This is a genomic window from Marmoricola sp. RAF53, assembly GCF_052114005.1.
Lineage (GTDB): Bacteria > Actinomycetota > Actinomycetes > Propionibacteriales > Nocardioidaceae > Marmoricola.
In genome coordinates, this window is sequence record NZ_JBFRDX010000005.1 from 263,948 (window position 1) to 281,696 (window position 17,749).

Here is a 17,749-nt window from a genome sequence, read left to right on the forward strand (position 1 = left end):
GGGGTGGGGCTTGGGCGCAGGGAGCTCGCGACCTTGCCCAAGGCCCACCTGCACCTTCACTTCACGGGGTCGATGCGGCACGGCACGCTGCTCGAGCTCGCCGAGCGTGACGGGATCCACCTGCCGGACGCGCTGGTCGAGGACTGGCCGCCGCAGCTCTCCGCGGCGGACGAGAAGGGCTGGTTCCGCTTCCAGCGGCTCTACGACGTGGCCCGTTCGGTGCTGCGGACCGAGGACGACGTACGCCGGCTGGTCCGCGAGGCCGCCGAGGACGACCACCGCGACGGCGGGCGGTGGCTGGAGATCCAGGTCGACCCCTCCGGGTACGCCGCCCGCTTCGGCGGGATCACCGAGTTCACCGACCTGGTCCTGGACGCGGTGGCCGACGCCTCCGCCACGGTCGGCATCGGGATGGCGGTCGTGATCGCCGCCAACCGCACCCGGCACCCGCTCGACGCCCGCACGCTGGCCCGCCTGGCCGCCCAGTACGCCGACCGCGGCGTGGTCGGCTTCGGACTGTCCAACGACGAGCGCCGCGGCACCACCGCCGACTTCGCGCCGGCCTTCCGGATCGCCGAGCGCGCCGGTCTGCTGCTGGTGCCGCACGGCGGCGAGCTGCTCGGGCCGGACTCGGTCCGGGTCTGCGTCGACCAGCTGCACGCGGGCCGGCTCGGTCACGGGGTGCGCAGCGTCGAGGACCCGGCGCTGCTGGACCGGATCGTCGAGCAGGGGGTCGCGCTCGAGGTCTGCCCGGTCTCCAACGTCGCTCTCGGCGTCTACTCCGACCTGACCTCGGTGCCGCTTCCCGAGCTCCTCGCCGCCGGCGCCCAGGTCGCCCTCGGCGCGGACGACCCGCTGCTCTTCGGCTCCCAGCTGGCCGCGCAGTACGCGACCATGCGGGCGGCCCACGACCTCACCGACGAGCAGCTCGCCACCCTGGCGCGCTCCTCGATCACGGCCTCCCGCGCCGACGACGCGCGCAAGGCCGCACTGCTCGGCGAGGTGGACGCCTGGTTGGGCACAATGCCCTCATGAGCGACAACGTGCCCCCGCCCCCCGGTCCGCCCGCCGACGAGCCCGGCTTCTGGGAGCGCAAGGCCGCCGAGGACGCGGCCCGGAACCAGCCGCCGCAGCAGCCGGACCCGGCGCCGGAGTACCCGCAGGCGTACCCGCCGCCCGCGCCGTACGGCCAGCAGCAGTACCCGCCGCAGTACCAGTACCCCCAGCAGTACCCCCAGGGCTATCCCCAGGGCTACCCGCAGCAGTACCCCCAGGGCTACGCCCAGCCGTACTCCTACGGCGTCCAGGACCTGCCGCAGGCCACCACCGCCCTGGTGCTCGGGCTGATCGCCCTCGCCGGCGGCTTCATGTGCGGCCTGCCGCTCCTCGTCGGCCCGTTCGCCTGGGCGGCCGGCGTCCGAGCCCGGCGGGCGATCCGGCAGTCCGGCGGCGCCTACGGCGGCGACGGCAAGGCGACCGCGGGCATGGTGCTCGGCATCATCTCCACGGTGCTGCTGGTGCTCGGGCTGATCGCGATCGCGATCGTCGTCGTGGTGGCGCTCAACGACGCGAGCTCGTACGACGGGACGTCGAACGTCTGAGGCCCCTCAGAGCGCGCAGCCGATGAGCACCGGCTCGTTGACCAGGGTGATCCCGAACCGCTCCCGGACGCCGTCACGGACCTCGGCGGCCAGCGCCAGCAGGTCGGCCGAGGACGCGCCGCCGCGGTTGGTGAGCGCGAGCGTGTGCTTCCCCGACAGGGCCGCGCGGTCGTTGCCGTAGCCGCGCCCGAAGCCGGCCTGCTCGATCAGCCACGCCGCGCTGGTCTTGGCGGTCCCGTCCGGCTGGGGCCACGCGGGCGCCCCGTCCGGCACCAGGTCGGGCGCGACCACCGGGTTGGTGAAGAACGACCCCGCGCTCCAGGTGTCGTGGTCGGCCGCGTCGAGGACCATCCCCTTGCCGCGGCGCAGCGCGAGCACGGCCTCGCGGACGTCCCGTGCCGGTGCCCGGCCGCCCGGCTCGACACCGAGGCGGGCGGCCAGCTCGGCGTACTTCACCGGGGCGCCGACGTCCCCGAGCCGGAACTGGAAGACGACCTCGAGGACCACCCAGCGCTGCGGCTCCGACTTGAACCGGCTGCTCCGGTAGCCGAACCGGCAGTCCCGGTTGAAGAGGGTCCGGACGGCCCCGGCCTCGCGGTCCCAGCAGCGCACCGAGGCGATCGACTCGGCGACCTCCTGGCCGTAGGCGCCGACGTTCTGGATCGGGGTGGCCCCGACCAGGCCGGGGATGCCGGCCAGCGCCTCGGCGCCGATCCAGCCCTCCTCGACCGCGCGCTCGGCGAGCCCGTCCCAGGACTCCCCGGCGGCGACCCGGACCACCGCTCCCCCGCAGGCGTCGGCGTCGGCGCTGATCCCGGTGGTGCGGACCGCGACCACGCGACCGTCGAAGCCGGCGTCGTCGACGAGCAGGTTGCTGCCGCCGCCGACGACGAGCACGGGCGTGCCGTCCGCGTCGGCCGCGCGGACCGCGTCGACCAGGTCGGTCTCGGTGCCGGCGGTGACGAACTCGGCCGCCGGGCCGCCGACGCGCAGGGTGGTGTGGTCGGCCAGGCGGACTCCCGTGAGCAGGTCAGGCACGCAGCACCGCTCGCGGGTTGCCGAGCACCTTGTCGTCGCCACAGGTGACGGTGAGGGCGACGGTCTCGACGCCGTCGCGCACCTCGGCCACGCCGGCGACGGTCACCTCGGTGCCCTCGTCCCCGGCGGGGACGACGACCGGCTTGGTGAACTTGGCGCCGAGCTCGGCGATCCTGCCCGGCTCGCCCGTCCACTCGTCGACGTACCGGGCGGCCAGCGCGAGGGTGTACATGCCGTGCGCGATCACGCCGGGCAGCCCGACGGCGGTGGCGACGGCCTCGTCCTGGTGGATCGGGTTCTGGTCGCCGCTGGCGGCGGCGTACGCGACCAGGTCGGCGCGGGTGACGCGGTAGGTGCGCGGCTCCAGGGTGGTCTTCTGCTCGGCCATCAGGCACCGGCCTTGTGGACGAGGGTGGCCTTCGCGGTGCACACCAGGGCGCCGCCGGCGTCGGTGATCGCGCTGCTCGTCGCGATGATGTCGGCGCCGCCGATCTGGCGCAGCGAGTCGACGGTCAGCTCGGCGCTCAGCCGGTCGCCGGCGACGACCGGCCGGGCGTGCGCGAACCGCTGCTCGCCGTGGACCACGTGGTGCAGCTCGATGCCGACGCTCGGGTCGACCATCAGCTCCTGCATCGCCGCGAACGCCACCACGATCGGGTACGTCGCGGGCGCCGGGCCACCGGCCGTGTACGGCGTACCGGTGGCGGCCGCGAAGGCGGCGAGCCCGTCCTCGGTCACGTCCAGCGGGGCCGTCGGGGGGAAGGTCCGTCCCACCAGGGACTCGTCAACAGGCACGAGTCGAGGTTACCGAGTGCCCGAGTTTGCTCGAGGCCGAGTGGCCGAGAACTCGTTGAGGAGCGAAGCGACGATCACGAGTCGAGGTTACCGAGTGCCCGAGCTTGCTCGAGTCGAGGTTACCGAGTGCCCGAGCTTGCTCGAGGCCGAGTGGCCGAGAACTCGTTGAGGAGCGAAGCGACGATCACGAGTCGAGGTTACCGAGTGCCCGAGCTTGCTCGAGGCCGCGGTCCGGAAAGCAGCAGGAGCGGCACCCCGTGCGGGGCGCCGCTCCTGCGGAAACTCTGGTGACCGAACCTCAGCGGGTCTCGCGGTGGTCGGTGTGGGTCCGGCAACGCGGGCAGAACTTCTTGAGCTCCATCCGGTCAGGATCGTTGCGGCGGTTCTTCTTGGTGATGTAGTTGCGTTCCTTGCAGTCCACGCAAGCCAAGGTGATCTTGGGGCGGATGTCGGAGCTCTTGCTGGCCACGGTGTGCCTTCTTCCCTTGCTTAAACCTGGTGCTGCGGATGCCGGTAGCGGGGGCGGGGCTCGATCCCGCGACCTCACGATTATGAGTCGTGCGCTCTAACCAGCTGAGCTACCCCGCCTCGGGAAACGAACCGCGTACCGCGGTCATTCCCAGAGCCCCTTTACGGAATCGAACCGTAGACCTTCTCCTTACCATGGAGACGCTCTGCCGACTGAGCTAAAGGGGCCTGCCTCTTCGACCTGGTTCGTACCAGCGCTTCAAGGCCGACAGGAAGAATACACACGCACCGGGCCACTTGCGAAATCGGGGCCCGGGGCGGGTAGGTGACCTGCGACTCTCCCCGGACCGTGGTCCCGTTCAGTCGGTGATCCGGGCGAACGGCCGGGCTTCCTCCAGCTCGTAGGCGAGCTCCAGGAGGCGGGCCTCCTGGCCGGCTCCGGCGGCGATCTGCACCCCGATCGGCATGCCGTTGCTGCCCGTTCCCAGCGGCAGCGAGATGCCCGGGTCGCCGGTCGCGTTCTGCAGCGGCGTGAAGCTCGCCAGCTGGATCAGCCGGTCGATCACGACCTCGTAGGGCTGCGACGGGTCGAGCCAGCCGAGCTCCGGGGTCGGCTTCGCCAGCACCGGCGTGAGGACGGCGTCGTAGTTGCGGAAGAACCTGGCCGAGACGTGCTTCGACGCGCCCAGCCGGCCGAGGGTGAGCGGCAGCTTCCAGGACCGCCGCAGGCCGTGCTTGGCCAGGCCTTTGCTGAGGTTGTCCGTGAGTCCCCGGTCGAAGTCCGGGCCGAGCGAGCGCTTGCCGGTGGCGAGCATGAAGCTGGCCAGCAGGCTCCAGTAGGCGAGGAAGTCGTCGAGGAAGAAGTCCGGCACCGGGACGTCGATCTCCTCGACGTGGTGGCCGAGAGCCTCGAGCTGCTTGGCGGTCGCACGGACCGCGTCGGCGACCTCGGGGTCGGTCTTCAGGTCACCGATCGAGTCGATGACGAAGGCGATCCGGAGCCGCTCGGTTCCCGGCCCGCGGACGTCCCCGACCGGCGGCAGCGCGAGCACACGGTGCTGGCGCTCGATCTCGCGGAGGAAGGCGGCGGTGTCGCGGACCGAGCGGGTGACCACGCCGTCGGCGACGATCCGGACCGGCATCTCCCGGATCAGCTTGTCCTGCGGGACCCGGCCGCGGGTCGGCTTGAGGCCGACCAGGCCGTTGCACCCGGCCGGGATCCGGATCGAGCCACCGCCGTCGTTGGCGTGCGCGAGCGGGACCGCCCCGCTGGCCACGAACGCGGCGGCGCCGGCCGACGACGCACCCGAGGAGTAGCCGGTGTTCCACGGGTTGCGGACCGGGTCCGCGTTCCAGAACTCGGCACTGGCACTGAACCCGAACTCGGAGAGCTGGGACTTGCCGAGGCTGATCAGGCCCTGGGCGTGGAAGGCCCGGGCGAAGTCGCCGTCGACGGCGGCCCGCGGCCCGGTGTACGCCGAGCAGCCCTGCTGGGTGGGCAGGCCGGCGACGTCGGAGTTGTCCTTGACCAGCGACGGCACCCCGGCGAAGAACCCGGTGCGGGCCGGTCCGGCCGCGCGCTCGCGGGCCCGCTCGAAGTCCGCGCAGGCGAGCCCGTTGAGCTCGGGGTTCACCGCCTCGATGCGGGCGATCGCGGCGTCGACGGCCTCGGTGGCGGAGACTCGTCCGGCGCGGATCTCCTCGGCCAGACCGACCGCGTCGTGGTCGGCGAGGGCGTCGTCACGGAAGGCGTGCACGCGTGCGGATTTCACGGGAGGGGTCTTCGTCATGGCGGCAACCTAGCCCGCGGCGACCGGCGCGGGAATCCTTCTGGGGTCGGATCCCGCCCGGCCCGGCCGCGTCAGACGACGAGGACGAGCAGCGGCACCAGCACGCTGGTGACGAGCGCGCTGAGCGCCATCGCGAGTGCGCTGAACGCGCCCTCGGTCCGGCTCTCGTGCAGGGCGCGCGCGGTGCTGATCCCGTGTCCGACGGTGCCCATCGCGACGCCGCGGGCACGCAGGTCGGTGACGCCGAGCCGGTCGAGCAGCCACGGCCCGACGAGGGCACCGGTGATCCCGGCCAGGATGGTGAGCACCGCGGTCAGTGCGGGGATCCCGCCGATCTCGGTCGAGAGCGCCAGCGAGACCGGCGTGGTCGCCGCCTTCGGAGCCATCGTCAGCTGGAGCTCGCGGCTGCCCCCGGCGAGCTCGGTCGCCCAGATCGCCGCGAACACCGAGACCAGCGCGCCGCTGAGCACGCCGGCGAAGATCGGCAGTGCGGCGCGGCGTACGAGGTGCCACTCCTGGTGCAGCGGGAGGGCGAGCGCCACCGTGGCCGGCCCGAGCCAGAACAGGATGTAGCGGCCACCGGCCAGGTACTGGTCGTAGTCGACGTCGAGGACGAGCAGCACGGTCGAGACCAGCACGATCGCCACCACGACGGGCTGGAAGAGCGGGTGCCCGGTACGTCGGTGCGCCCACCGCCCCACTCCGTACGCCGCCAGGGTGAGCGTCACGCCGAAGAGCGGCGAGGAGACCAGCCAGTCCCAGGTCTCCTGCCCGTGGAGGCTCATCGCCCGCTCCGGTGGGTGAGCCGCAGCAGCAGCGCGACCACCAGCGCGGTGACCGTGAAGCCGACCAGCCAGGAGACCCAGAGGCCGGCCGCGAGCGGGAGAGCCTGGTCGCGGAGGGTGTCGAGGTAGACCACGATGCCGACGCCGACGGGCACGAACAGGAGCTGGAGGTGCCGGAGCAGGAAGGCCGGCGCCTGCACGACCGACGCGTTCTCCGCGGGGCGGAGCCGCTGCAGGACGAGGAAGAAGAGCGCCATCCCGACGACCGGCCCGGGGATGTCGACCCCGGTCAGCCGGACCGCGACCTCGCCGACGACCTGGAGGCCCAGCAGGGCGACGATTCCGCGAAGCACGGGAGAAGGATGCCACCCGCCCCGGGGTACTTGTTGCGAACTGTTTGCAATAGAGTCGGGCCATGCACGTGCCCGACGGCTTCCTCGACGCCCCGACCTCGGTCGCGACCGGCGCCGTCGCCGTCGTCGGGGTCGGCCTCGCCCTCCGCGGCGCCCGTCGCGAGCTGGACGACCGGACCGCCCCGCTGGCCGGGCTGGTCGCGGCGTTCGTGTTCGCGACCCAGATGATCAACTTCCCCGTCGGCGCCGGCACCAGCGGCCACCTCCTCGGCGGCGCGCTGGCCGCGGTGCTCGTCGGACCGTGGACCGCGGTGCTCTGCCTGAGCACGGTGCTCGGAGTCCAGTGCCTGCTCTTCGCCGACGGCGGCATCACCGCGATCGGCACGAACATCACCCTGATGGGGCTGGTCGGCGTCGGCACCGGCTGGCTGGTGTTCTGCATCGCCCGCCGGCTGCTCCCCCGGAAGCTCGCCCTGGTCCCGGTCGCCGCCGCGCTCGGCGCCCTCGTCTCGGTCCCGACGGCCGCGCTCGCCTTCACGCTGCTCTACGCGGTCGGCGGCGAGGCCCCGATCCCGCTCGACACCCTGGCCACGGCGATGATCGGCTGGCACACCCTGATCGGTATCGGCGAGGCCCTGATCACCTTCGTCGTGGCCAGCGCCGTGATCGCCGTACGGCCGGATCTGGTGCACGGCGCCCGGCCGCTGCTGGAGGCGCGCGAGCTGGAGATCCGGACCGTGGAGGCGGACGCATGAGCGCCACGTCGACCCGCCGGGTCTCGACCCGCACCCTCGTCATCGCCGGGCTGCTCGTCGCGGTCGTGATCGCGGGGTTCGTCAGCCACTACGCGTCCAGCCACCCCGACGGACTGATGTACGTCGCCGGCGAGAAGGGCTTCGCGAAGACCGAGTCCCGGCACGGCACCGCCGACGGCCCGATGGCCGGCTACGCGACCCAGGGCGTCCACGACGACCGGCTCTCCGGAGGCATCGCCGGCGTCACCGGCGTGGTCGTCGTCCTGCTGCTCGCCGGCGGCCTGGCCTTCGTCCTACGCCGCCGCGGCACCGACCCGTCCTGAACCGGGGACGGACACGAGCATGGGTGGCGCGCACGGGCACAAGCTGCACTTCCACGGGCACTCCCCGGTCCACCGCGCGCCGGCGCACCTGAAGATCCTCGCGCTGCTCACGTTCATGGTCGTGGTGGTGGCCACCCCGGCGACCTGGTACCCGGCGTTCGCCGTCTACCTCGGCCTGCTGCTCGTGGTCGTCGTGGTGTCGCGGGTCCCGTTCGGCTACCTGCTCCCCCGGATGGTGATCGAGCTCCCGTTCGTGGTCTTCGCGGTCCTGATGCCGTTCCTCGCCACCGGGCCGCAGACCGAGGTCCTCGGCCTCACGGTCAGCCAGCACGGCCTGGACGCCGCGATCTCGCTGTTGATGAAGGGCACCCTCGGCGTGCTGGCCAGCCTGACCCTGGCGGCCACCACCGAGCCGCACGAGCTGCTGGCCGGCCTGACCCGGCTGCGGCTGCCGCACCAGCTGGTGCAGATCATGTCGTTCATGATCCGCTACCTCGACGTCGTCACCGACGAGCTGCGCCGGATGCGGGTCGCCCGGGATTCGCGCGGCTTCCGGGCCAGCTCGCCGCGGCACTGGGGCGTCCTGGGCCGAGCCGCCTCGGCGCTGTTCATCCGCTCCTACGAGCGCGGCGAGCGCGTCCACCTGGCGATGCTGTCGCGCGGCTACGACCCGAACGACCAGGGAGCCACGCGATGAGCACGCCGGTCCTCGACGTCCGCGGGCTCGCCTACGCCTACCCGGACGGGCACCAGGCGCTCTTCGGCGTCGACCTGCACGTGCACCGGGGCGAGCGGGTGGCGCTGCTCGGCCCGAACGGCGCCGGCAAGACCACGCTGGTGCTGCACCTCAACGGGATCCTCGCCGCGGGCGCCGGAAGCGTGGCCGTCTCCGGCCTGCCGGTGACGAGGAAGAACCTCCGCGAGATCCGGCGCCGGGTCGGCATCGTCTTCCAGGATCCGGACGACCAGCTTTTCTCCGCGACGGTCCGCGACGACGTGGCCTTCGGCCCGCACAACCTCGGGCTCCGCGGCGCCGAGCTCGACGCCCGGGTCCGCTCCGCGCTGGAGAAGGTCGGCATGGCCGGGTACGCCGACCGGCCACCGCACCACCTGTCGTTCGGCCAGCGCCGCCGCGTCGCCGTCGCCACCGTGCTCGCGATGGAGCCCGAGATCCTGGTCCTCGACGAGCCGTCCTCGAACCTGGACCCGGCGTCGCGCCGCGAGCTCGCGGACATCCTGCGCTCCCTGGACGTCACCGTCCTGATGGTCACCCACGACCTGCCCTACGCGCTCGAGCTCTGCCCGCGCTCGGTGGTGCTCTCCGACGGCGTGATCGTCGCCGACGGGGAGACCAGGGCGCTCCTCACCGACGAGGACCTGATGCGCGCGCACCGGCTGGAGCTTCCCTATGCCCTGGATCCGAGTCTGCTCAGCGACCCGCGGACGGTGCCGGCGCCGCCGGTCACCTCCGGCTCGGCCTAGCCGGGGAACCGACCCGAGATCCCGCGGAGGTGGCAGCCGACCAGGTGCGTGTCGACGTACCCGACGGCCTCCATCAGCGCGAACATCGTGGTCGGGCCGACGAACCCGAAGCCCCTCTTCTTGAGGGCTTTCGAGAGCGCCAGCGACTCCGCCGAGGTGGTCGGCAGCTCGCCGGCGGTCCGCGGTCGCGGCGTGGCGTCCGGGACGAACTGCTCGACGAAGCCGACCAGGCCGCCGTCGGTGCGCAGGTCGACCGCGGCCCGGGCGTTCTTCCGGACCGACTCGACCTTGGCACGGTTGCGGACGATGCCGGCGTCGGCGAGCGCGGCCTCCAGGTCGGCGTCGGTGAGGGCGGCGCAGGCGTCGACGTCGAAGTCCGCGAACACCCGGCGGTAGCCGGCGCGCTTGTTGAGGATGGTCAGCCAGGAGAGCCCGGCCTGGGCGCCCTCCAGGCAGAGCCGCTCGAAGAGCGCACTCTCGCCGACGACGGGTCTCCCCCACTCCTGGTCGTGGTAGTCGCGCAGCACCGGCACGCTGCTCCCCCAGGGACAGCGGGCGATGCCGTCGTCCCCGGTGACCGCCCCGCTCATCGCCAGCGCCTCATCCGACCAGCCTCATCCGCGCCGCACCATGCGGGCGTTGGGCAGCACCGGCGCCGGCAGCGGCGGCAGCGGGTCGTCGGCCGGCAGCGAGAACCGGTCGTCCTCGCCGGTCTCGAGCAAGCGCTGCCACTGGGCCCGGTAGCCGGCGACCTCGTCGTGCTCGCGGCCGATGAAGTTCCACCACATCACGATCTGCTCGCCGAACGGGGTGCCGCCGAGGAGGAGCAGCAGCACGTCCTCGGTCGCCTCCAGCTCGATCGCACCGGCACCGGCCGGCAGGTAGGCGAGCTCGTGCGGCGAGAGCGGCTTGCCCTCGACGAGCAGGCCGCCGGAGTCGAGCAGCACGCCGTGCTCGAACGCCGGGTCGACCGCGACGCTCAGGCTGGTGCCCGCGCGCAGCCGGATCTCGGCGCCGAGCAGCGGGCTGTAGGTGCGCACCGGCGAGGTGCTGCCCAGCAGCGAACCGAGGAAGACCCGCGCCTCCCACCCCGGGCCGTCGACCGGTTCGGGCGCGTAGTGCTCGAAGTCCGGGTCGACCTGGCGGTCACCGTCGGGCAGGGCCAGCCAGAGCTGGGCACCGTGCAGCAGCGTCGTACCGGGCGTGGAGTACTCCGAATGGCTGATGCCGCGACCGGCGGTCATCAGGTTCACCTCGCCCGGCCGCACCCTCGCGTGGTGGCCGGCCGAGTCCCGGTGCTCGATCTCGCCGGTGAACAGCCAGCTCACCGTCTGCAGCCCCGTGTGCGGGTGCGGCGGCACGACCATGCCGCCCTCACGCTCCACCGGGTCCGGCCCGTAGTGGTCGACGAAGCACCACGCACCGATCAGGGTGCGCTGCCGCTGAGGCAGCGTCCGACGCACGGTCATCGCGCGAACGCCGCCCAGCGGTACGTCGCGCGGGGTCAGCAGCTCCATGTCCCCGGCCATGGGTCCAGCCTGCCACGCCCGTCCGACAGCGGACCTACCGCTGCGAACAGTGCGTGACGCCGGATCCAGGACCGGGTCCGGGAAGGGTCAGCGACCCCGGCGACCGCCACCGCTGAACGACGCGGCGCTGTGTCCGCCGCTGGACCCGCCCGAGCGCGGCGAGGTCGCCGACGAGGCGCCGTTCGGGCGCCGGCGCGAACGCCCCGAGCCCGACTTCGCAGCGCCCTGACCGCCCTGTCCGCCCTGACCGCCCTGGCCCCCCTTGCCACCCTGGCGGCTACGGGCCTGACCGCCGCCGCCCTGGCCGCCGGAGCGACGGCGCCGACCGCCGCCACCACCGCCGTTGCCGTTGCCGCCACCCGACGAGGTCGCGGCCGGCGCGAAGCCGCCCTCGACCAGCACCCGCTCGCCGGGGGCGAGCGCGCGCAGGATCTCGTGGTTCGGGCCGCTGACCTTGGTGGTCGTCGGGGAGATGCCGGCCGCCCGGGTCAGCGCGCGGACGTCGCGCACCTCCTGGTCGGTCATCAGCGTGATGACGGTGCCCGCGGCACCGGCCCGCGCGGTGCGCCCGGAGCGGTGCAGGTAGGCCTTGTGCTCGGCCGGCGGGTCCGCGTGCACGACCAGCGCCACGTCGTCCACGTGGATGCCGCGCGCCGCGATGTCGGTCGCGACCAGCGTCGTGGCGGCACCGGTGTGGAACGCCTCCATGTTGCGGGTGCGCGCGTTCTGGCCGAGGTTGCCGTGCAGGTCGACGGTCGGCACGCCGCTGCTGTTGAGCTGGCGGGCGAGCGCCTTGGCGCGGTGCTTGGTGCGGGTGAAGATCACGGTGCGGCCCGGCGCGCTGGCCAGGTCGACCAGCACCGACACCTTGTGGTGGTGCTCCACGTGCAGGACGTGGTGGTCCATCGCGGCGACCGGCGACTGCGCCGAGTCGGCCTCGTGGGTGACCGGGTTCCTCATGAACCGCTTCACCAGGACGTTGACGCCAGCGTCGAGCGTGGCGGAGAACAGCATCCGCTGGCTGTCGGCGGGAGTGCGGTCCAGCAGCCGTCGGACGGCCGGGAGGAAGCCGAGGTCGGCCATGTGGTCGGCCTCGTCGAGCACGGTGATCTCGATGTCGTCGAGCGAGCAGGCGCCCTGGCCGATCAGGTCCTCGAGGCGTCCCGGGCAGGCCAGGACGATGTCGACACCGGCGGCGAGCGCCTGCACCTGCGGGTTCTGGCCGACACCGCCGAAGACGGTCCGGGTCTTGAGGCCGGCGACCGCGGCGAGCGGGGCCAGCGACTCCTCGATCTGGGTGACCAGCTCGCGGGTCGGGGCCAGGATGAGCGCGCGCGGGCGCTTCGGCGTACGGCGGCGGCCGGAGGCGGCCAGCCGGGCGACGACGGGCAGCAGGAAGGCGTAGGTCTTGCCCGAGCCGGTGCGACCGCGGCCGAGGACGTCACGTCCGGCGAGCGAGTCGGGCAGCGTGGCCGCCTGGATCGGGGTGGGGGCGGTGATGCCGCGGGCGTCGAGGATCTCGACGAGGTTCGCGGGCACACCGAGGTCGGGGAAAGTCTGTGCAGACAAGGGGAATCGCTATCTCATGTGGTGTCTCACCACGGCCGCGACCCGGAAGATCTCCGGGGAGTCGCGTTGGTCTTTCGCCGGCGCGGAGCCCTCGCAGGCTGCTGACACGCCATCAGGACCGAGGTAAGACTGGGCGATCCTTGTGACCACAGGCTACCGGTCGGAGGGCCAGAACGAAGAATCGTGTTGGCCCCGGACCGTGTGACCTGCGACTCTCGCCGGGTGCCGGACCCGACCTACGACGACCTCGTCACCGCCCTCCGCGGCGCCGGCTGCGTGTACGCCGAGGAGGAGGCCGAGGTGCTGCGGACGGCGGCGGCCGAGGGACGCGACCTGACCGGGATGCTCGCGCGGCGCGTCGCCGGCGAGCCCCTGGAGTGGGTCGTCGGGCGGGCCGAGTTCCGTACCGAGGACGGCGACGGCGTCACCGTGCTGGTGCGTCCCGGCGTCTTCGTCCCCCGGCCGCGGACGATCGAGCTCGCCCTGGTCGCCGAGGAGTTCCTGCCGGCCGGCGGCGTGCTGGTCGACCTGTGCTGCGGCAGCGGCGCGATCGCCGCGTTCCTGCTCCACCGGGTCCCGGGGATCCGCGTCCTCGCGGCCGACGTCGACCCGGTCGCGGCGGCGTGCGCGGCCGAGAACCTCCCGCCCGGAGCCGTGTACTGCGGCGACCTGTTCGACCCCCTGCCCGAGGACCTGCGCGGCACCGTCGACGTGCTCGTCGCGAACACGCCGTACGTGCCGAGCGACGTGGTGCCGCTGATGCCGCCCGAGGCCCGCGACCACGAGCCGCTGCACACCCTGGACGGCGGTCCCGACGGCCTCGCCCTGCTCCGCCGGATCAGCGCCGCGGCGGCGGGCTGGCTGCGGCCCGGGGGCGTCCTGCTGATCGAGATCAACGAGTCCCAGTACGACGCCGCCCGGGACGCCTTCGAGGCCGGTGGCCTGCTGACGACCGCCCGGATCGACCCGGACGGGACGTCGGTCGTCGTCGGCCAGCGGGTGTCTGCGGAGGGCCGGTAGCCGCCGGAGGACGTTCCTCCAGGTTCTTACAAGGTCGCGTCGACGATGCTCGTCCCCAGGAGCAAGGGGGCACCAGCATGCGCACACAGTCGGGACTGCTCGGGAGCGCCTTGGCCGGGCTCGGGATCGTCCTCGTCGCGGGATGCGGCGGGGCGGGCGCGGGGGCGGGCGCGGACGACGCGGCGGGGGTACGCGCGTCCGCGACCGCTCCGGCGACCCGGGTTCCGGCGGCGGTGACCGCCGACACCCGGGCCTGCGCGCAGGTCAGGGCCGTGCTGGCGCACATCGCGGCGGACACGGCGGGGATGCTGACCACCAGCCCGTACGACGCCACCATCTCCAAGCGTCTCTCCCAGCAGTCGGTGGTCCTCGGCCAGCAGGGCGCCCGGGCTGCGGACCCGAAGATCCGGACCGCCGCCCACGACACCGCCCAGGCGTTCTCCGGCGTCGCCACGGCGATGCGGACCAAGAAGAAGGCCCGGCTCGACCGTGCGGTGCAGAAGTCCCGGGACGCCTACCGGGGCCTGAAGAGCGCCTGCTCATTCGGCGCCGACGGCTGAGGCGCCCGCGACCAGGACCGTCGTCACCCGAGACGGGTGAGGCCCGGACACCGCCGGAGGGGCACAGTCGGGAGGGAGGCGACGACGATCCAGGGGTGACGAGAGATGAGCGGTGACGGCACCAGGTCGATGACGTTCCAGGCGCAACCGCCGGACACCTTCGCCGCGCTCCAGGAAGCCGCCCGGCGTACCGGGATGCGCTACCTGTCCGGCGACCCGGCCACGGGGATCGCGATGTTCTCGGCCGGCTTCACGGTGATGAGCTTCGGGGAGAAGGTCACCACACGGGTCCGGGAGGTCGCGCCGGGGACGGTGGAGGTGACGTTCTCCTCCGACCCGAAGTTCGGGATCGTCGGGACGTGGGGCCGCAAGGGCACCAGCCTGGACCGGCTCGCGACCGCGCTGAGCCAGATCCTGCCGCCGGCACCCTAGGGCAGCGCGTCGGCGTACCGGCGGGCGAGCGCGCGGACGTGCTCGACCAGCGCGGGCGGCTCGCTGACGTGGAAGCCGGTGCCGAGCATCGAGATCCAGACCGCGACGACCTCCAGGCTGTCGCCACCCGTGACGAGGACGCTGCCGCCGTCCGGGTGCGCCTCGACGGTTCCGACCGCCGGGTTGATCCGGGCCACCACCTGGTCGGGTTCCGCGTCCACCCGGATCCGGGCGTGCACGGCCCAGCCGGTGCGGGCGACCTCGCGCACGACGAACTCGGTGAGGTCGCCGGGGAACGCGACCGGCGAGAACCGTCGCCCGCCGGGCGTGCGGAGCCGCAGCCAGTCGACCCGGTACGGCGCCCAGGAGTCGTCGCGCGGGTCCCGCGCCAGCAGGTACCACCGCCGCTGCCAGGCGACCAGCCGGTACGGCTCGAGCTCGCGCGGTTCGTCGCGGTAGTCGCAGCGGATGCCCTCGTGGTCGCGGATGGCGATCGAGAGGGCGTCGAGGACGGCCGCGTCGACCTCCGGGTCCTCGACGTTGCTGGAGGTGTTGACCGGCCCCGCGGTGGTGGCCCGGGTCACCGCGTTGAGCTTGCGGCGCAGCCGGTCGGGCAGCACCTGCTCGAGCTTCGCCAGCGCCCGCGCACTGGTCTCCTCGACGCCGGCGACGCCGGTCGCGGCACGCAGCCCGACCGCGACCGCGACGGCTTCCTCGTCGTCGAGGAGCAGCGGCGGCAGCTTCGCGCCGACGCCGAGGCGGTAACGCCCGCCGGGTCCGCGCACCGCGTCGACCGGGTAGCCGAGCTCGCGGAGCCGGGCGACGTCGTTGCGGACGGTCCGGTCGGTGACACCGAGCCGGGCCGCGAGATCGGCCCCGGACCAGTCGGACCGGCTCTGCAGGAGCGACAGCAGCGCCAACGTGCGGGTGGCGGTCTGGCCCACGAGAATCCTCGCTTCCGGCGGAAATACCGGAATCATATCTTCCGGATTGACTCCTAACGTCGTGGTCATGAGGTCGAACCCCAGCCACCGCGAGGAGAACGTCATGACCACCACCGGCACCCGAACCACCGGCACCCGCACCGCCGACGCCACGATCCGCCCCTTCACCGTCGCCCTCCCCCAGGCCGACCTGGACGACCTGCACCGCCGCCTGGAGACCACCCGGTTCGCCCCGGCCGCACCCGGCGACTCCTGGGACTACGGCACGCCGACCGCGTACCTGCGCGACATGGTCGAGCGCTGGAAGCGCTTCGACTGGCGCGACGTCGAGACCCGGATCAACGCGTACCCGAACTTCCTGACCGAGATCGACGGCCAGACGATCCACTTCGTCCACGTCCGGTCGGCCGTCCCGGGCGCGCGTGCCCTGCTGCTCGCGCACACCTACCCGGGATCCTTCCTGGAGTTCCTGCCGCTGGTCGAGGCGCTCACCGACCCGGAGAGCCACGGCGGCCGGGCCGAGGACGCGTTCGACGTGGTCATCCCGTCGATGCCCGGCTTCGGCTTCTCCACGCCCGTCGTCGACGGCGGCTGGACGATGACCCGGGCCGCCCGCGCCTACGACGCGCTGATGCGCCGGCTCGGCTACACGTCGTACGGGGTGCACGGCTCGGACGGCGGCGCGATGGTCGGACGCGAGCTCGCGGTCCTCGACCCGGACGGATTCCTGGGCGCGCACGTGCTGCAGCTGTTCTCGTTCCCCTCCGGCGACCCGGCCGAGATGGCGGACTTCGGCCCGAAGGAGTACGCCGCCCTGGAGCACCTGCAGTGGTTCCAGTCCGTCGGCGGCTACAACGCGATGAACGCCGCGCGCCCGCAGACGATCGCCGCCGGCCTCGCCGACTCACCCGTCGGGCAGCTCGCCTACTCCGAGCTGTTCGAGAGCTTCGGCAACGGCACCTCGCTGGTCACGCCGGAGCAGGTGCTGGAGCAGGTGAGCCTGTACTGGCTGACGAACACCGCGGCCGGCTCGGTCCGCTACCACTACGAGGAGGCACGGGCGCAGCGCGAGCCGGTCGTGAGCACCGGCCGCCTCGGGGTCGCCGTCTTCCGCGACGACTTCCAGACGATCCGGCCGCTGGCCGAGCGGGACAACGCCAACATCCAGCACTGGTCGGAGTTCGACCGGGGCGGGCACTTCGCGGTGCTGGAGAACCCGGACGCGATCGTCGGGGACCTGCGGACCTTCTTCGACGGGCGCTGACCACGGGGGGTCCCCGCGTGGCCGGGGTCACGTTTCGTGGCCCCGGCTCCCGGGTAACCGGGGAGGCACCATGACCACCACCCGGACCACCCTGCTCCAGGGGCGCTACCAGCTCGGCGAGCTCCTCGGGCACGGCGGCATGGGAGACGTCCACCGCGCGCGCGACCTGGTCCTCGACCGCGAGGTCGCGGTGAAGGTGCTCCGCAACAGCGCCGACCCCGCTCTCCGGGCACGGTTCGAGGGCGAGGCGAAGACCCTCGCGCAGCTCCGGCACCCGCACGTCGTCGCGCTCCTCGACGCCGGGCTGCAGGACGAGGTGCCGCACCTCGTCATGGACCTCGTCGAGGGCAGCACGCTGAGCGCCGTCCTCGCGGGCGGCCCGCTCACCGCCGACCGGGCCCGACGGATCGGCCGGGAGATCGCGGGCGCGCTCGCGTATGCGCACGCGGCCGGCGTCGTGCACCGCGACGTCAAGCCGAGCAACATCCTGCTCGACACCGCCGACCACGCGTACCTCACCGACTTCGGCATCGCCCGCCTCGTCGAGGCCGTCGAGCACCACACCCGCACCGACGAGCTCGTCGGCTCGCCGGCGTACCTGGCACCCGAGCAGGTCGACGGCAGCGCCGGGGTCACCCCGGCCACCGACGTGTACAGCCTGGGGCTGGTGCTGCTCGAGAGCCTGACCGGCCGCCGGGCCTACACCGGGACGGCCGTCGAGACCGCGATCGCCCGGCTGAGCACGCCACCGCTGATCCCCACCTCGCTGGGCGCCGGGCTCGGGAACCTCCTGGAGCGGATGACCCGGCGCGAACCCACCGACCGGCCGACGGCCGCGGAGGTCGTCTCCGCGCTCGACCCCGACCGCAGGGCGGGCGCCACCGATGTCGTCACGATCACCGGACCGCTCCACCTGCCACCGCTGGAGCCGGCCGGCACCACCGCCGTGCTCCCCCCGGCCGCCATGGTCCCCCCGGCCGAGGCGGCCACGCCCGGACGCCGCCGCCGGCGCGCCTGGTACGCCGCCGGCGCGGCGACGGC

General features: G+C 73.2%; 22 protein-coding genes and 2 tRNA genes. 11 read left to right on the forward strand and 13 right to left on the reverse strand.

Annotated elements, in window-relative coordinates:
• Positions 1–3: 3 nt before the first annotated feature.
• Together AB4Y76_RS06760 and AB4Y76_RS06765 are read left to right on the forward strand one after the other, a co-directional pair.
• Complete coding sequence (locus tag AB4Y76_RS06760; protein WP_441923440.1) at positions 4–1,035, forward strand: adenosine deaminase; 1,032 nt, start codon at positions 4–6, stop codon at positions 1,033–1,035.
• Positions 1,032–1,601: a DUF4190 domain-containing protein gene (locus AB4Y76_RS06765; protein WP_441923442.1), complete on the forward strand. Its 570-nt coding sequence runs from the start codon at positions 1,032–1,034 to the stop codon at positions 1,599–1,601. The genes AB4Y76_RS06760 and AB4Y76_RS06765 overlap by 4 nt, the downstream gene beginning before the upstream one ends.
• A 6-nt stretch (positions 1,602–1,607) precedes the next feature.
• On the opposite strand, the gene AB4Y76_RS06770 is transcribed toward AB4Y76_RS06765, so the two are convergent.
• The 9 genes from AB4Y76_RS06770 to AB4Y76_RS06810 all read right to left on the reverse strand — a co-directional run bounded on the left by AB4Y76_RS06770 (position 1,608) and on the right by AB4Y76_RS06810 (position 6,830).
• Entirely contained in the window at positions 1,608–2,639 is a 1,032-nt protein-coding gene (locus tag AB4Y76_RS06770) for a UDP-N-acetylmuramate dehydrogenase (RefSeq protein WP_441923444.1), read from the reverse strand.
• The gene (locus tag AB4Y76_RS06775) at positions 2,632–3,027 is read right to left on the reverse strand and encodes a MaoC/PaaZ C-terminal domain-containing protein (RefSeq protein WP_441923446.1); all 396 of its coding nucleotides are present in this window, start codon (positions 3,025–3,027) and stop codon (positions 2,632–2,634) included. The genes AB4Y76_RS06770 and AB4Y76_RS06775 overlap by 8 nt, the downstream gene beginning before the upstream one ends.
• Positions 3,027–3,434: an FAS1-like dehydratase domain-containing protein gene (locus tag AB4Y76_RS06780; RefSeq protein ID WP_441923448.1), complete on the reverse strand. Its 408-nt coding sequence runs from the start codon at positions 3,432–3,434 to the stop codon at positions 3,027–3,029. Before AB4Y76_RS06780 ends, AB4Y76_RS06775 begins: the two co-directional genes overlap by 1 nt.
• A 298-nt stretch (positions 3,435–3,732) precedes the next feature.
• A complete protein-coding gene (gene rpmG / locus AB4Y76_RS06785; RefSeq protein ID WP_441923450.1) occupies positions 3,733–3,903 on the reverse strand; it encodes a 50S ribosomal protein L33 in 171 nt (56 codons plus the stop codon).
• A 45-nt stretch (positions 3,904–3,948) separates the two neighbouring features.
• Positions 3,949–4,022 (reverse strand) — tRNA-Met (locus tag AB4Y76_RS06790).
• Positions 4,023–4,057: 35 nt separating this feature from the next.
• Positions 4,058–4,130: transfer RNA gene (locus AB4Y76_RS06795), tRNA-Thr, on the reverse strand.
• A gap of 131 nt (positions 4,131–4,261) precedes the next feature.
• On the reverse strand, positions 4,262–5,692 hold the full coding sequence (locus AB4Y76_RS06800) for an amidase (protein WP_441923452.1): 1,431 nt from the start codon (positions 5,690–5,692) through the stop codon (positions 4,262–4,264).
• A 71-nt stretch (positions 5,693–5,763) separates the two neighbouring features.
• Positions 5,764–6,477 (reverse strand): LrgB family protein, encoded by a 714-nt coding sequence (locus AB4Y76_RS06805; RefSeq protein ID WP_441923454.1) that lies wholly within the window; start codon positions 6,475–6,477, stop codon positions 5,764–5,766.
• Positions 6,474–6,830, reverse strand: a complete 357-nt coding sequence (locus AB4Y76_RS06810) for a CidA/LrgA family protein (protein WP_441923456.1) — start codon at positions 6,828–6,830, stop codon at positions 6,474–6,476. The genes AB4Y76_RS06805 and AB4Y76_RS06810 overlap by 4 nt, the downstream gene beginning before the upstream one ends.
• Before the next feature lie 62 nt (positions 6,831–6,892).
• Here AB4Y76_RS06810 and AB4Y76_RS06815 point away from each other — a divergent pair, with 62 nt between their 5' ends.
• Genes AB4Y76_RS06815 through AB4Y76_RS06830 form a run of 4 tightly spaced genes read left to right on the forward strand, consistent with a single transcriptional unit; the run spans position 6,893 to position 9,390 of the window.
• The gene (locus tag AB4Y76_RS06815) at positions 6,893–7,585 is read left to right on the forward strand and encodes an energy-coupling factor ABC transporter permease (protein ID WP_441923458.1); all 693 of its coding nucleotides are present in this window, start codon (positions 6,893–6,895) and stop codon (positions 7,583–7,585) included.
• On the forward strand, positions 7,582–7,908 hold the full coding sequence (locus AB4Y76_RS06820) for a PDGLE domain-containing protein (protein WP_441923460.1): 327 nt from the start codon (positions 7,582–7,584) through the stop codon (positions 7,906–7,908). The genes AB4Y76_RS06815 and AB4Y76_RS06820 overlap by 4 nt, the downstream gene beginning before the upstream one ends.
• 19 nt (positions 7,909–7,927) lie before the next feature.
• Entirely contained in the window at positions 7,928–8,605 is a 678-nt protein-coding gene (gene cbiQ, locus AB4Y76_RS06825; protein WP_441923462.1) for a cobalt ECF transporter T component CbiQ, read from the forward strand.
• Complete coding sequence (locus AB4Y76_RS06830) at positions 8,602–9,390, forward strand: energy-coupling factor ABC transporter ATP-binding protein (RefSeq protein ID WP_441923464.1); 789 nt, start codon at positions 8,602–8,604, stop codon at positions 9,388–9,390. Before cbiQ ends, AB4Y76_RS06830 begins: the two co-directional genes overlap by 4 nt.
• On the opposite strand, the gene AB4Y76_RS06835 is transcribed toward AB4Y76_RS06830, so the two are convergent.
• The 3 genes from AB4Y76_RS06835 to AB4Y76_RS06845 all read right to left on the reverse strand — a co-directional run bounded on the left by AB4Y76_RS06835 (position 9,387) and on the right by AB4Y76_RS06845 (position 12,488).
• A complete protein-coding gene (locus tag AB4Y76_RS06835; RefSeq protein ID WP_441923466.1) occupies positions 9,387–9,980 on the reverse strand; it encodes a DNA-3-methyladenine glycosylase I in 594 nt (197 codons plus the stop codon). The genes AB4Y76_RS06830 and AB4Y76_RS06835 overlap by 4 nt on opposite strands.
• A gap of 24 nt (positions 9,981–10,004) precedes the next feature.
• Positions 10,005–10,919, reverse strand: coding sequence for a pirin family protein (locus tag AB4Y76_RS06840; RefSeq protein ID WP_441923468.1), 915 nt, complete (start codon positions 10,917–10,919; stop codon positions 10,005–10,007).
• Positions 10,920–11,006: 87 nt separating this feature from the next.
• Entirely contained in the window at positions 11,007–12,488 is a 1,482-nt protein-coding gene (locus tag AB4Y76_RS06845) for a DEAD/DEAH box helicase (RefSeq protein ID WP_441923470.1), read from the reverse strand.
• Positions 12,489–12,710: 222 nt separating this feature from the next.
• Here AB4Y76_RS06845 and AB4Y76_RS06850 point away from each other — a divergent pair, with 222 nt between their 5' ends.
• The 3 genes from AB4Y76_RS06850 to AB4Y76_RS06860 all read left to right on the forward strand — a co-directional run bounded on the left by AB4Y76_RS06850 (position 12,711) and on the right by AB4Y76_RS06860 (position 14,500).
• Entirely contained in the window at positions 12,711–13,508 is a 798-nt protein-coding gene (locus AB4Y76_RS06850) for a putative protein N(5)-glutamine methyltransferase (protein WP_441923472.1), read from the forward strand.
• A gap of 77 nt (positions 13,509–13,585) precedes the next feature.
• Positions 13,586–14,068: a hypothetical protein gene (locus tag AB4Y76_RS06855; RefSeq protein WP_441923474.1), complete on the forward strand. Its 483-nt coding sequence runs from the start codon at positions 13,586–13,588 to the stop codon at positions 14,066–14,068.
• Positions 14,069–14,173: 105 nt separating this feature from the next.
• Positions 14,174–14,500 (forward strand): hypothetical protein, encoded by a 327-nt coding sequence (locus AB4Y76_RS06860; protein WP_441923476.1) that lies wholly within the window; start codon positions 14,174–14,176, stop codon positions 14,498–14,500.
• On the opposite strand, the gene AB4Y76_RS06865 is transcribed toward AB4Y76_RS06860, so the two are convergent.
• A complete protein-coding gene (locus AB4Y76_RS06865) occupies positions 14,497–15,444 on the reverse strand; it encodes a helix-turn-helix transcriptional regulator (protein WP_441923478.1) in 948 nt (315 codons plus the stop codon). The genes AB4Y76_RS06860 and AB4Y76_RS06865 overlap by 4 nt on opposite strands.
• Positions 15,445–15,511: 67 nt before the next feature.
• Here AB4Y76_RS06865 and AB4Y76_RS06870 point away from each other — a divergent pair, with 67 nt between their 5' ends.
• On the forward strand, positions 15,512–16,708 hold the full coding sequence (locus AB4Y76_RS06870; RefSeq protein WP_441923480.1) for an epoxide hydrolase family protein: 1,197 nt from the start codon (positions 15,512–15,514) through the stop codon (positions 16,706–16,708).
• Positions 16,709–16,778: 70 nt separating this feature from the next.
• On the forward strand, positions 16,779–17,749 hold a 971-nt coding region (locus AB4Y76_RS06875; protein ID WP_441923482.1), incomplete at its 3' end, for a serine/threonine-protein kinase.

What these genes read in the sequence shown, in the direction of transcription:
- AB4Y76_RS06800 (WP_441923452.1), bottom strand. Translation starts at nt 5,692, where the DNA reads ATGACGAAGACCCCTCCCGTGAAATCCGCACGCGTGCACGCCTTCCGT.
- AB4Y76_RS06855 (WP_441923474.1), top strand. Translation starts at nt 13,586, where the DNA reads ATGCGCACACAGTCGGGACTGCTCGGGAGCGCCTTGGCCGGGCTCGGG.
- AB4Y76_RS06830 (WP_441923464.1), top strand. Translation starts at nt 8,602, where the DNA reads ATGAGCACGCCGGTCCTCGACGTCCGCGGGCTCGCCTACGCCTACCCG.
- AB4Y76_RS06840 (WP_441923468.1), bottom strand. Translation starts at nt 10,919, where the DNA reads ATGGCCGGGGACATGGAGCTGCTGACCCCGCGCGACGTACCGCTGGGC.
- AB4Y76_RS06765 (WP_441923442.1), top strand. Translation starts at nt 1,032, where the DNA reads ATGAGCGACAACGTGCCCCCGCCCCCCGGTCCGCCCGCCGACGAGCCC.
- AB4Y76_RS06870 (WP_441923480.1), top strand. Translation starts at nt 15,512, where the DNA reads ATGAGGTCGAACCCCAGCCACCGCGAGGAGAACGTCATGACCACCACC.
- cbiQ (WP_441923462.1), top strand. Translation starts at nt 7,928, where the DNA reads ATGGGTGGCGCGCACGGGCACAAGCTGCACTTCCACGGGCACTCCCCG.
- AB4Y76_RS06815 (WP_441923458.1), top strand. Translation starts at nt 6,893, where the DNA reads ATGCACGTGCCCGACGGCTTCCTCGACGCCCCGACCTCGGTCGCGACC.
- AB4Y76_RS06775 (WP_441923446.1), bottom strand. Translation starts at nt 3,027, where the DNA reads ATGGCCGAGCAGAAGACCACCCTGGAGCCGCGCACCTACCGCGTCACC.
- AB4Y76_RS06860 (WP_441923476.1), top strand. Translation starts at nt 14,174, where the DNA reads ATGAGCGGTGACGGCACCAGGTCGATGACGTTCCAGGCGCAACCGCCG.
- AB4Y76_RS06820 (WP_441923460.1), top strand. Translation starts at nt 7,582, where the DNA reads ATGAGCGCCACGTCGACCCGCCGGGTCTCGACCCGCACCCTCGTCATC.
- AB4Y76_RS06835 (WP_441923466.1), bottom strand. Translation starts at nt 9,980, where the DNA reads ATGAGCGGGGCGGTCACCGGGGACGACGGCATCGCCCGCTGTCCCTGG.
- AB4Y76_RS06805 (WP_441923454.1), bottom strand. Translation starts at nt 6,477, where the DNA reads ATGAGCCTCCACGGGCAGGAGACCTGGGACTGGCTGGTCTCCTCGCCG.